We start from the raw sequence: 12905 nt of genomic DNA, 5'->3' as shown, positions 1-12905 counted from the left end.
TCGCGTCCTTTCATGGTATCAATATAGCTTAATATGTCAGGCTTTGGCGGTTGTGCGGAAAGGCCGGATCCCGGCGTCACGGATCAGCGCATCCAGCTGACCGGCTTCCTTTTCTCCAAGAGGAAGGATGGGTTCGCGGCACGGACCTCCGTACAGACCCAGTTGATGCATCACGTGTTTCAGTCCGGGCATCGCGTACGTTGCCGTCACTGCATTGTTCACGGGTGTCATGTTCAGTTGCAGCTCCCTGGCGGCAGCCACATTACCTGAACCGAACAGCTCAATGAGCTTGATGCACTCGGCGGGAGCAATGTTGGCCAGGGCCATGATGCCTCCCACCGCACCGATCGACAAGGCCGGCAACAGCAGGCTGGCCGAACCGATCAGCAGTTGAAAATCGTCTCCTTTGGCCTTCACCACAGCTTCCATCTTTACGATGTTGCTTCCCGAGTCTTTCCATCCGATGATGTTCTCATGGGATGCCAGTTCAATCAGGAGTTTGGCCGACAGGTCCATGCCGGTACATCCGGGCATGTTGTACACCAGCACCGGAACATCCACCGCATCCGCCACTTTGAAGAAAAACCCGCGCAGGGCTTCATCGGTCATCAGGCTTTTGTAGTAGTGCGGATGAAGCACGAGCAGTGCATCCGCACCTGCCGCCTGTGCGCGTTTCGACACGGCGATGGTTTCTTCTGTGGTGCTGCATCCGGTGCCTGCAAGTAAAAGCTTATCGGGGGCGATTGATGCCTTGACCGCTTCCACGGCCCGTATCTTTTCGTCGGCCGACATCATGACGAATTCACCGTTGGATCCCAGGACCAGCATGCCGCGCAGTCCGAATTCATTCCACACCTTCACATTGGATGAAAGCTGATCGGCAGCCAATGCACCTTTGCTGTCGAAGGGTGTTGGCATGGGCGGGATCACGCCGGCGAGGTTCAGGGATTTCTTTGCCATAGGGTTTAAATAAGTTTGCGAGCGACCATCAGTCCGTCACGAACCGGCATCAGCACATTTTCCACACGCGGGTCCTGTGTGACCTTCCGGCTGTATGCGACCAGGGCCATGGTTTCATCATCCTGCAGTTCGAGCGGATCAACCACTTTACCGCTCCACAACACATTGTCGGCGATGATGAATCCTCCTTTTCTGACCTTATCGAATACCAGGTCATAATAGTTGCTGTAATTTTCCTTATCTGCATCAATGAACACGAGGTCGAAGGTCTCCTTCAGGGTAGGAATGACTTCCGCAGCGGTGCCGATGTGCAACCGGATGCGGTCTTCCATGCCTGCTTTCTTCACATAGGTCTTCACCATGTCTTCCAGTTCTTCGTTCACGTCAATTGTGTGCAGAACTCCGCCTTCCCTCATGCCTGAAGCCAGGCAGATGGCGCTGTACCCGGTGAATGTGCCGATCTCGAGTACCCGATCGGGACGAATCATGTGGCTGAACATTTCCAGGATCTTGCCCTGGATATGGCCCGACAGCATGCGCGGCATGAGCACCTTGGCGTATGTCTCACGGTTCAGTTCTGCCAGGACACCCGCCTCCGGTTTGGTGTAATGCTCAACGAATGCTTCCAGGTCTTTTTCAAGAAATTCCATGTAATCAGGATTTGGCGGTGTAAATTAACGTACTCAGCTTTTTCGGATCAAATACCTCGTTGGCGACATCCTGTATTTGTTTTGCGGAAACGCCCTCAATCTTCGATACCACTTCTTCCATGGACGGAAAGGCTTCGTTCATGAGGATGCTTTTGCCCAGTCCGCCCAGCATGTTGGAGGAACTTTCCCGGGCCATTGCCACCTGTCCGGCCAGCTGTGCCTTCGCCTGCTTCAGCTGAAGGGTCCCAAGGGGCCGGTCAGCCAGCTTTTTCATTTCGGAATGGATGAGCCGGATGCTTTTTTCGAGGTGTTTGCGGTCGGCCGTTACGTACACGGCGAACAGGCCGGTATCCGCATAGGTGGAGTAGCTGGAATCAATGTTATAGGTATAGCCGTACTTTTCACGGATGGTCATGTTCAGGCGGGAGTTCATGCCGGGGCCTCCGAGGATGTTGTTGAGCAACACCATGGCAAAGCGCTTGGAGCTGGCCGAACCGTAACATGTGTTTCCGATCAGGCAATGCGAATGAAATCCTTCCCGTTCGGTTTCGGCATAAAAGTGTTTCGTTTTGCGGAAGTGCGGACGTTTCATCTCACCGCTGCGTTTTGGAATGTGCCCCAGGTGTTTTTCAGCATACTTCACCAACCTGTCGAACGGGATGTTGCCCACGGAGCACAACACCATCTGATCGGTCAGGTATTGTCTTTTGATGAAGGTGCGGATGTCGGACGGGCGGAATGATTTCACGCTGTCGATGGTACCGAGGATGCTTCTGCCCAGGGCATGGCCCGCAAACAAACGCTCTTCGAAATCGTCGAAGATATGGTCGGAAGGTGTATCCTTGTAAGAGTTGATCTCATCAATCACCACTTCCTTTTCTTTCACCATTTCCTTTTCCGGGTAGGTGGAATGGAAGGTGATGTCTGCCAGCAGCTCGATCGCCCTTTCATAATAGGTACTGATGAACGAACTGTAATAAAAGGTCTCTTCCTTGGTGGTGTATGCGTTGAGTTCGCCTCCCACGCTTTCCATGCGGTTGAGGATATGAAAGGCCTTGCGTTTTTTTGTTCCCTTGAAGATCACGTGCTCGATGAAGTGAGCCAGACCTTCTTCCCCCGACTGTTCATCCCGCGATCCTGCCAGGATCATCAGGCCGCAGTGAGACACACCGCGATCCATTGGCATATGCGCGATACGAATGCCGTTGGAAAGTTGGTGCTGATAAATTTCAATGTCATTTTTAGCCATGTTTCAAAGATAGGAAGATTCCGGCTTGAGAGTCTCAAGTCGCGAGTCTCAAGTCTCCCGCCTTCGCCAAAGCTACGGCGGGCAAGCAAGTTTTTTGTGGCGTTCCCATGGAGCGCTATGAATTCCTATCATGTTCTTTTGCCACCAATGGGATGTTGGCATAGGTTCATGTTTTGAACTTGACGACGGCTTATGCTCCATCGGAGCAGTACATTGGTAGCATAAATGGTTCATTGAAACAGGGGCGTGCCGTAGGTACGCCACCATGAGTCGTTAGTCGCTAGTCGCTAGTTTCTGATCCGGCGTATCGTCATCCTCCGAATTACAATTCTTCCTACTTCCCAACGTCTTTTCCATCGCCTTAAGACACCGTCGAATGGTTGTGTTAAATATCTGAACCACATAGGCAGATAGGTCACATTAGAACATCACATAGTCTATGTGTGATATGTGCCTATGTGGTTCCAAACAATATCTTTCATACCGGATACTTTTCAATCATTCGAATAAGGTGTTGGGTCTGCTGCCATCCTACGAATCACAATTCTTGCTACCTTCCTACCGGCTTTCGAATCGCCTTAAGATCCTGACGAATGGATGTTCAACTGTTGATCATTTTTGTGTTGCTTGCGTTACTGGCCGAAGTGCTGGGCACAGTGGGAGGTTTCGGGTCTTCGTTGTTCTTCGTTCCGATCGCCGGTTACTTCTTCGACTTCCACTCCGTGCTCGGCATCACAGCCCTGTTTCACCTGTCCAGCAACATCACCAAGATCGCCCTGTTCCGGCAGGGTATCGACAAACAATTGATCCTCTACATGGGTATACCGGCCATTGTTACAGTGGCCATAGGGGCATGGGTGAGCCGCTATGCCAACAGCCATTTCCTGGAGCTTGCCCTGGCGGTTTTCCTTACTCTATTCAGTTCTTTGCTATTGCTGTTCCGCTCGTACAGCATTTCGCCAAGGCCTTCGAATGCAGTCAGGGGTGGCCTGGTCTCCGGTTTCGTTGCCGGACTGCTCGGCACGGGTGGCGCCATCCGTGGCATTGTTCTCTCCGCCTTCCAACTGAAGATGCAGGTTTTCATCGCCACATCGGCCGTGATCGACCTGGGGATTGATTTTTCACGGAGCGTAGTATATGGCCTGAATGGATACATCCACAGCTCCGACCTCTACCTGATACCCCCGCTGTTCGGCGCAAGCCTGGCAGGTACCTATATCGGAAAACGCATCCTGACGCGCGTCAGCGAAGACGGCTTCCGGAGCATTGTGCTCGTCCTCATCCTGGGCGTGGGATTGTTTACGTTGATCAGATACCTTTACTAGTTTGTGGTTTGCTTGCCCGTCCGCAGCGCAGCGTAGGCGGGTGGTTTGCTTGCCCGTCCGCAGCTTTGGCGTAGGCGGGAAACTCGCGACTTGAAACTTGAGACTTGAAACTCACTCTTCCCTCCGCTTCCTGTTCACCGACCACTTGAATATATCATCCCGGTAATAATGCCCGGTCACGTCAAGCGTCATCCGTTCCTTCACGGCGGCCTTCGGATCGATGTCGGCCATCACGATCGTTTCCTTGTCGAACACGGGTTCATGCACATAAAATCCGTCCGGACCGATGATGGCGCTGCCACCCCTCAGCACCCAGGCATCCGGCTGAGATGCCAGGTGTTCCGGCAGGGTCAGCTCCGGGGGCATGTCGCTGGCATGCATGGTGAGACCTGCCGCCAGCACAAAACACCTGCCTTCAAACGCATAGGACCGGGAGGCGACTTGCAGCATCTCATGCACATTCGGCCATACAGCCACGTGCATCAGCTCTCCATCCTCATGCAACACCTGGCGGTTCATGGGCATCCAATGTTCCCAGCAGATCAATGACGACACCCGCCCCACAGCTGTATCCACCGATTTCAGTCCGACCGCATCTCCCTGCCCGTACACCATTCTTTCGGTATAGGTGGGCATCAGTTTGCGGTGATGGTTCACCAGCTTCCCGTTCGCATCAAAAGTGAGCAGTGAATTGTACAGGGTGCCATTTCCCGGTCCCTCCTTTACCTTCTCGTTCACACCCATCACCACCACCATTTCATGTTGTTTCGCCAACGCCCCCAACCGCTCGGTTTCGGGTCCGGGTACCACGATGCTGCTTTCATGCAACCGGTAAAAAACCTCCTTGGCCGGGTCACTGTCCCACAGGGCAACATCCGGACAAACATCCAGCCAGGCGGGATATCCCGACAACCAGCATTCGCCGAATACCGCCATACGCACGCCTGACGCCGCTGCGTCAGCCAGCAACTGTTCAGCTTTTTGCATGCTCTTCTCAAGGTCCAGGAAAACGGGACTGTGCTGTATGATCCCTACGCGTAGGTTTGCCATGGTGAATGGGTGTTAACTTTTGTGAAGATAAACCATCAATCATTACGAATTGCGAATTACGAAGGACCCGCCTTCGCAAAGCTACGGACGGGCAGGCGAACGCCGAAAGACGAAAGAACGACCTTAAAAAGCTTTCACTCCTTTTAAAAAATGTCGAATTTTGTTGCAGTGTGTCATTCACAATCTCTTCACCCATGAAACGGAATCTCCTGTTCGTTGTACTGATCTTCATCGCCCTCCGGGCCGATGCAAAGATCATCCCCGTTACCAATCCCGGAAACGGAAACGACATTGAACCCAACCTGGCTGCAGCCATGAGCGCCGCAACCGATGGTGACATCGTGCTGTTGCCACAGGGGAAATTCATGTTCAACGGAAGGGTATACATCAAAAAGAAGGTTTCCATTGCCGGATATGGCATCTGGAATGAGAACCTGCAAACCGGTACCATGCTTTTCCGTGACCCCAACCTTCCGGATGCAGTGCTGAACAACACGCAAGCCATCAACATGTTTTATGTGGACCCGGGAACGGATGCCCCCTTCGGCATTTCATTTTCAGGGTTCACCATACGCGGCAAACAACCCAGCATCCATGCGGAAGACGGACTATCCATGGCGGCTGACAATGGTATCTACCTGCGGTTCGTGAACGGCTTCCGCATCACCTGCATGCGGTTTGAATTCTTCGGTGAGTCCGCCATTCATGTCACCCATCGCGACAGCATCGCGCACGGACTGATCGACCACTGTGAGTTCTTTACCAATGTAAAAGACCCGAACGGGGAACAGGGCGACAAAGGACTCGGACTCGGTTACGGCGTGGTGGTATACAGCGACAACCAACAGTGGCTGGACAACCCAAGGTTCGGTACCGACAACTTCATCTTCGTTGAAGACAACACGTTCGAGTTCCATCGCCACTCCGTTGCTGCCGGTGGCGGCGCCCTGTACGTGGCACGTTACAACCTTGTAAAGAATAACCTCGTGGCATCCGGCATTGACGCCCATGAAAGCTACGGAGCCACTTCCGGTGGCAACCGCTTCGCCACACGGGCCGTGGAGATCTATAATAACACCCTCATCAATACCGTGTACAGGGATTTCACCCCCATCAAACCCGAAGACCAGAAAGATGTGAACCTGGTACCCGTGGAAGGCATCGGCATCCGTGGCGGAGAAGCCATGGTGCACCACAACACCATCCAGGGTTACCTCTACGGCGGCCGCATCGTAGACCACACCTTCGACCCGAACAAACCGGTCGTGTACCCCCTGCCCTACCAACCGGGCTTCATCAGCGGACTCAAACAAGGCCCCAACCACACCGGCATCGACCCGGTGAATGCCAAAGGGGATATGTTCTACTGGGCCAACACCTTCACACCCCACCATTTCGAAAACAGCAACGGATGGTACAATTCTGTGGATTTCTACAATGAGAACCCCGCCCCAAAAGGCCCCTTCAAAGAAGACCGCGACTACCACCTCCAACCCAAACCAGGCTACTCGGTGTTCGTATACCCGCACCCCTTGCAAGGGCTGCTGGCCGACCTCACCTGTGAGACCGACCTCACCGGCGACAACCAAACCAATGCGGCCGACCTGGAAAAATTCGTTGAGATCTTCAACGCAGCGTGCGACAGTCCGTGCCCGGCCGATTTCGACTTCAACGACACGCTCGACCTGAACGACTTCCTCCTGCTGGAAAACAAAATGGGCACCCTGTGCAAGACCAGCCCCAACAAACAGATCAAAAACAAAATCTTCATTTTTCCCAACCCGGCCGCCGAATCACTCAACTTCAAACTGTCCGACAGCCGCGGACAAAACGTGAAGGTGGAGTTGCTGGACATGTCGGGGCGCCTGATCCTGAAAGTCAAAACCAAGGCAGACCCTTACTCACCGGCACAGATCGACCTGACCACCGTAGACCAGGGCGTGTATGTACTCAAGGTCACTTCCGGAGGCACCGTTTTCCTGAAACGGTTTACGAAGATTGAAGTGGAGTAAGTTTGATTTACTCGTTGGTAGCGGATGCTATCGGATAGCAAGACGAAGGTATAACCTTCGCCTCACCTTCCGCTGCTGGATAGTTGACAATGATTCATCATAAGCGATAGGCTGATTGTTTGTTTGAACTCTTATCTGCATTAGAAATGCATTCAAAATCTGTGAACTTTCAGGTCGAAATTCCGTATATTTGAAGCATGAGCACCCGTGTGATTGATACCAATAAATTCCTTCGCAATAGAAACGATTTGCTGCTGACAATTGCCGAAGCAACGGTAGCTTCCTTTAAACTGGAGGGCATTGTCATCACTTTGGAAGAAGCTTTGCAAATGGCCAAAGATTCTGCTGCCCGCATCAAAAAGCATAACCGATAATTTCCCGCATAGGTTCGTATTCCTTCAACCCTACCTTCTGCACGGCAAGTACATACCGGGCGAACATTTCTTCCGAATCCAGCTTTTCAAAATGTAGTCTTCCCCGTCCTGCTTTGAAGGCCATTATGTTGGCCAGTAATCGTGCCGTTCTTCCATTGCCCTCACGAAACGGGTGGATAAATACCAACTCCCCATGGACCCTGGCAATATCCTCAATCAATGTAGCATCATCTTCATAACTAACATGAAGGTGGTCGAGTATCTCCCGTTGAAAATCATCCATGCTTTGAGACAGATGAAATGCAGCCGGAAATGCGAAACCTCCCTTGGACATATTCACTGTACGCAACTTACCCGCAAAATCATACAAGTGTCCCAGGGCCAGCTTGTGCATCCGATAAATGTAACTGGTGTCAAAAACCGTCTCTGATGTCAGTTCCTCGGTCAGGATCAGGGAGGCTTCTATGAAACCCTTGGCCTCTTCCTTCTCTATATCGGCTTTAACCGTTAAACCCAACTTATTGGGAAGAATATCACCTTCTTGTTCAACCTTGGGTGTCCTGTATTTTCCGGTAGCGTCCATTGCTCAAAAATAACCTTTTGCTTGCACTTGCCATCTTGTCCAACGAAGGTACAACCTTCGCCTAGCCTTCCAGGGAATTTTTGAAGCGATACGTTGATCGCCTGCTCAAACTGCCGTCCCGCTATCCGCTATACCCTTACCAGCTTCGGCTCAGTGAACTCCGGACCAACTTCAAACTACAAACAACCCGCCTACGCTGCGCTGCGGACGGGCAGGCAAACTTCTTCAAAAGGGTGCCGCTTCTATCGGGGCTAGGTTGCAAGGTTCGGGCGTTGTCGTATTGTTTTTTCCGTCACTTCTTTTTAGAAAAGAAGTAACCAGACCCTCCTACGCAAAAGCTTCGGCGGGCTAGCAATCGCCGCTTTCGAAGGCGAATGACTTCTCATTCCCACAATCCTGCCCTTCGAAGTCACCGCAACAAACTCACGTCGTCCGGCTGCTACAGGCTTACCCCGCCTTGCTCATTTTTGCTTTCGCTGACGAAAGACGGCAACCAAACCGGTGCTTACACAGCTTTGTGATATATACACTTCACACCGCATGGCGCTCAGAGCATTTGTCAAACCCGTACTTGATGGCTTTGATTTTGAAAAACAAAAAAGGCGACCCGATTGGATCGCCTTTGGAGTGGCTTTTGATTAAATGCTGCTTCGCTTATTTTACATGTGTGAAACTAACTCTTAGCACTCAGTTTCCTATTTCACAATATTTCTTTAGCAGGTCTGCTATTTCAGGATCACCTAGTTTAGCGCCTTTTTGCCATGCCCGGCATGCACCTTCAGTATCTCCCAATTTAAATCTCGCTGCGCCCAGGTTATAATATGCGTCCACATTAACCGCATTAAAGTTTACCGACTCGCTGAAGAATTTTTCAGCTATATCAATTTTACCTTCGCTCATTTTGGCAACACCGATGTTGTAAAAGTTAAGACCATAATCCGGGAGTTTCTTGGTATACTCCCCAAACAGGATCTGATTTCCATTCCTGTAGGACCTGTTGTTGGCGTCATACTGCTCCGTACGGAAACTAAATGTCAGTTCTACCAGTGAATTGACCGGTGAATTATTCTTTGTCGCGGGGGACCACAACCCGTCCATCAACTCAATCACCCTAACCGCTTGCTTGCCAAACATACCGTTGATCTTGTCCAGCACATGATTGTTATTATAACCTGGTTTGTCAAACTCAATGCCTTTGCTCATCAACATGTCTTCTTTAATCACAGTGATATCTGCTACATGCCCGGAAGTATCCACCGTAAACGACAACCTCACCTTCCCGTTTATACCAAAGAATGCAGCATCCATCGGTGTAATCAACATATCGTCAATGAACTCACGCATGGCCTCCGAACCATATTTGAAAGCGGCGTCTGTGCGAGCCGAATCTTGGCTAATCTTATATGCTGGATATGCAACCGCTCCATTCGTCTCTGCAAAAAAATAAATTCCTGCCCACACACACATGAAAGCATATATATACCTTGAAAAAGTTAGCCTCATATTATTCGCTGTTTCCGGTTACCATAAAAGTTTTTGTTGCGATCACCCTTCGCACACCATTATAATCGGCCGTAACAGTTAATGTTTCTTCACCTGACTTTTGGTTATTGTAACCGTAATAAATATTTCTCATTTGTCCGTCTTTGAATACATGAATGCCATATTTTGAATTCACATGTAAATCAATTGGATTTAAGGATGATTCACAAATAATATCTTGCCCCTTGACGGTATCATTGTATGAAATGTGAACATTGCAAAATGTTAGGATTTTATGCCGTATGATAACTTTATGTTGGTATATAGGAACAGTGTCCTTTCTGCATCTTAGTTCAATCTCAATCGAGTCTTGTTGGGCTACTATTGGGAAGTCAACAAATCCGGCTCCTTGTGCAAAAACAATCGACCCCGCAATCGTCAGGGCATACACCAGTATCATGAATAGTTTACTCATGGTAGATATTACCTCAACAAACGGGCCATTTCAAATTAAAAATTAATGGACATTAAAAATCTCACATCATAAAACGAATAAGCATGAGTATTATCCCTGGGAAGATTGTAACTGGGTATCTGACTGTGCGTCTTAAAACAAATCCGGACAAAAGGCGATCTAATTTAAGTCATAGATTTAACATTTGCTGACGGTGGTATTTTCTTCTTTGTTTCATGGTTCTTTCTTTGATTTGTTTTCGTCTGGCCAGGATCTGTTTATCCCTGCCGAAGAATACGTCGGCAGGGGTGAGATTTTCCAGTGATTCATGGTATCTACGGTTGTTGTAATATTCAATGAACTCAGCCAGTGCCTGGCGCAACTCATCGGGTGAATAGTAGTTGTCCAGCTTGATCACATTCTTCATGGACTGATGCCAGCGCTCGATCTTTCCCTGGGTCTGTGGATGACGGACTCTTCCGCGCACATGCTTGATCTCTCTGTCCTGGAAGAAGTCAGCCAGGTCTTTGGCGATGTAACACGGGCCATTGTCGCTGAGTACTTTGAGAGACTGTGTGGTTTTGTCAGGAACCACACCGGTGATCTCAATGGCCTTATCGATATTGCGCTGTACGTCATCGGCTGCCATGTTGGTGCATAGTTCGGCATGGATCACGTAGCGGGAGTAATCATCCAGTACCGTGCAGAGGTAATACCATCCCCAGTGTCCCACTACTTTCAGGTAAGTGAAATCGGTCTGCCACATCTGGTTGACCCGGGAGGTCTTGTCTTTGTACTGGTTGGCAGCATGATCCACCACAAAGGCCGGTGCAGTGATCAGCCCTCTTTCTTTGAGAATGGCATGCACGCTGGACTCGCTGATATACCAGCCCCGGTGATCTACGATGTGCCAGGCCAGTTCTCTGGATGAGAGGTCTTCCATGTCCAGGGCCAGCTCTACCACCTCCTGGCGTTTCTCATCGGGGATCCGGTTCCACTGGCTTCTTGCCGCCCGCTTCTTGGGAGCCAGTCCTTCAAACCCTTCCCGCAGATACCGGTCGTACCAGTCATAGAAAGTCGCCTTGGGAATGTCCAGCTCTTTCAGGGTGGCCCGTACGCTCAGATCACTGTTTTCCACTATGGAAATGATCTCCATTTTCTCTGATTGACTGTATCGCATATACCGCTGCCTTTTTAAGCGTCCCCACTCAAACTTTTTTTTAGGACCCTATTCTGCAGGGTGAGCTCGGCGACCACTTCTTTCAGCTGGCTGTTCTCCTTGCGGAAATGATCCACTTCGGTGGTGTTGGCCTCTCGGAGGGTATCTCCTAAAAGCCGTTTCTTACCGGCTTCCAGGAAGTCTTTGCTCCAGCGATAGTAGAGGTTGGCGGCAATACCTTCACGGCGACATATCTCTGAAATGGATAGCTCGCCCTTGAGGCCTTCCAGTACGATTCTGATTTTCTCCTCAGCGGAGAACTTGCGGCGGGTCCTGCGTTTGATCTCACGGACTACCGCTTCGGGACTTTGATCTTTCTTTTTCATGTTTGGACTGTTTTTCAAGGTTCCGGTTTTTTACCTTGAAAGCTAGCTTTCAAGGTAAAAAACTGTGACTAAACTATTGTACCTTAACAGTCCGAATTTTGCTTACGCTGGACAAGGCGTGGATGACCCGCTCACTTCATCGCCGGGAAGGTAGAAGGTGGATGAGTGGTTAATGGGTACACCATTCCATGGGTAGTGCCTGGATTCAAGGGTGTCGGCAAAGTCGTGAAGAAAGTGAAACCGGCCTGTCTTGGTGTAGGAGCGAAGTTCCTCAAACTCGAAAAGATAGGGGCGCATGCTGCCGCCGATACCAGGTCCGCTTACATACCATGAGTCGAAATCCGGGAATGTGAATTTGCCGGAATCAATCTTGAATGTAGATGAGATGGTGTCGAAGTTGACGGAGGTTCCATCCTTAATGTACAAGACACCGGAATGCTTGTTGAATGCTTTGTTTTTTTGTATCGGTTACCGTTTTTTGTTTCCAGTCGTCAGCGATACCGGAAATCAATCTGCTCACCGCTCCTCCGGCCATCAGGCTCCATCCGAGTCCCACCTCGGAAGACGGTTGGTTCACACCAATGCCGGCACCATAGTACAGGCTCACCGGTACTCCCGGTCCATCCGGACTTGGCACGTTCAACAGAGGTAATGAATAAGAGAGGTCACCCGTAAAAGGATTTACCTCCTGGCCTGCAGCAAAAGGAATATTGGAACAATACAGACCGACAAAAATCAGGATGGAACGGAAACCAAACAGACTTCTTTTCATATAGGAAACAGATAAAATGTACCATTCAATTTTGCGCATGCTTGAACAACAAACATCGCGTATGTGCATCACAACTTCAGCCTTATCAACCCCGCATATTGACATCCCACAGATACAAAGGATCACATCATGCACCGTATGCATAAAGTCATCACACTCCATACAACCAATACAAAGAAAAACCGGTATTTCAGCAAGATTCAGGAACAGGGCTTTCGCAACTCAACTTTGCTCTACAGAGGAAAATATCCCAGACATTCATCAGGGAGAGTCCCTTCAGAATATTCATATATAAGGTTCACCCGCCATCCTCAAAAATCATCTTCTCGACAAACCTCATCTGCACAGCATAGCCATCCCAACACAAATAAGCACGTAGTGATTTAACTGTACCAACTTTTCGGAGGTAATTATATAACCATCCATTGGCATATGCAACTTTACTTCAT

General features: G+C 50.0%; 12 protein-coding genes and 1 pseudogene. 3 read left to right on the top strand and 10 right to left on the bottom strand.

Annotated features, from left to right (window positions below; translation table 11 throughout):
• Window positions 1-36: 36 nt before the first annotated feature.
• The 3 genes from H6585_09080 to H6585_09070 are packed head-to-tail and all read right to left on the bottom strand — an operon-like array spanning window position 37 to window position 2859.
• The gene (locus H6585_09080; GenBank protein ID MCB9448482.1) at window positions 37-960 is read right to left on the bottom strand and encodes a dihydrodipicolinate synthase family protein; all 924 of its coding nucleotides are present in this window, start codon (window positions 958-960) and stop codon (window positions 37-39) included.
• Between the two features lie 5 nt (window positions 961-965).
• A complete protein-coding gene (locus H6585_09075; protein MCB9448481.1) occupies window positions 966-1610 on the bottom strand; it encodes a class I SAM-dependent methyltransferase in 645 nt (214 codons plus the stop codon).
• A gap of 4 nt (window positions 1611-1614) precedes the next feature.
• Window positions 1615-2859: an insulinase family protein gene (locus H6585_09070; protein MCB9448480.1), complete on the bottom strand. Its 1245-nt coding sequence runs from the start codon at window positions 2857-2859 to the stop codon at window positions 1615-1617.
• Window positions 2860-3452: 593 nt separating this feature from the next.
• Here H6585_09070 and H6585_09065 point away from each other — a divergent pair.
• Window positions 3453-4184 (top strand): sulfite exporter TauE/SafE family protein, encoded by a 732-nt coding sequence (locus tag H6585_09065; protein MCB9448479.1) that lies wholly within the window; start codon window positions 3453-3455, stop codon window positions 4182-4184.
• Window positions 4185-4295: 111 nt separating this feature from the next.
• On the opposite strand, the gene H6585_09060 is transcribed toward H6585_09065, so the two are convergent.
• The gene (locus H6585_09060) at window positions 4296-5234 is read right to left on the bottom strand and encodes a carbon-nitrogen hydrolase family protein (protein ID MCB9448478.1); all 939 of its coding nucleotides are present in this window, start codon (window positions 5232-5234) and stop codon (window positions 4296-4298) included.
• A gap of 194 nt (window positions 5235-5428) precedes the next feature.
• On the opposite strand from H6585_09060, the gene H6585_09055 reads away from it, so the two are divergent.
• A complete protein-coding gene (locus H6585_09055; protein MCB9448477.1) occupies window positions 5429-7246 on the top strand; it encodes a T9SS type A sorting domain-containing protein in 1818 nt (605 codons plus the stop codon).
• A 197-nt stretch (window positions 7247-7443) separates the two neighbouring features.
• On the top strand, window positions 7444-7620 hold the full coding sequence (locus tag H6585_09050; protein ID MCB9448476.1) for a hypothetical protein: 177 nt from the start codon (window positions 7444-7446) through the stop codon (window positions 7618-7620).
• Here the strand turns inward: H6585_09050 and H6585_09045 are convergent.
• The 6 genes and pseudogenes from H6585_09045 to H6585_09020 form a co-directional block, all read right to left on the bottom strand.
• Entirely contained in the window at window positions 7601-8203 is a 603-nt protein-coding gene (locus H6585_09045; protein ID MCB9448475.1) for a Fic family protein, read from the bottom strand. The genes H6585_09050 and H6585_09045 overlap by 20 nt on opposite strands.
• A gap of 687 nt (window positions 8204-8890) precedes the next feature.
• Window positions 8891-9670 carry a hypothetical protein gene (locus H6585_09040; GenBank protein MCB9448474.1) on the bottom strand — a complete coding sequence of 260 codons (780 nt, stop codon included), beginning with the start codon at window positions 9668-9670 and terminating at the stop codon, window positions 8891-8893.
• Between the two features lie 37 nt (window positions 9671-9707).
• Window positions 9708-10160 carry a hypothetical protein gene (locus H6585_09035; protein ID MCB9448473.1) on the bottom strand — a complete coding sequence of 151 codons (453 nt, stop codon included), beginning with the start codon at window positions 10158-10160 and terminating at the stop codon, window positions 9708-9710.
• A 169-nt stretch (window positions 10161-10329) separates the two neighbouring features.
• Window positions 10330-11684 (bottom strand): annotated as a pseudogene (locus H6585_09030) (IS3 family transposase).
• Between the two features lie 102 nt (window positions 11685-11786).
• Window positions 11787-12110: a hypothetical protein gene (locus tag H6585_09025; protein MCB9448472.1), complete on the bottom strand. Its 324-nt coding sequence runs from the start codon at window positions 12108-12110 to the stop codon at window positions 11787-11789.
• Complete coding sequence (locus H6585_09020) at window positions 12100-12456, bottom strand: hypothetical protein (protein ID MCB9448471.1); 357 nt, start codon at window positions 12454-12456, stop codon at window positions 12100-12102. The genes H6585_09025 and H6585_09020 overlap by 11 nt, the downstream gene beginning before the upstream one ends.
• Between the last annotated feature and the right edge of the window lie 449 nt (window positions 12457-12905).

Source organism: Flavobacteriales bacterium (genome assembly GCA_020635855.1).
Lineage (GTDB): Bacteria > Bacteroidota > Bacteroidia > JACJYZ01 > JACJYZ01 > JACJYZ01.
Note: the sequence above shows the minus strand (reverse complement) of the source record. Positions and strands in the feature narration are given on the sequence as shown.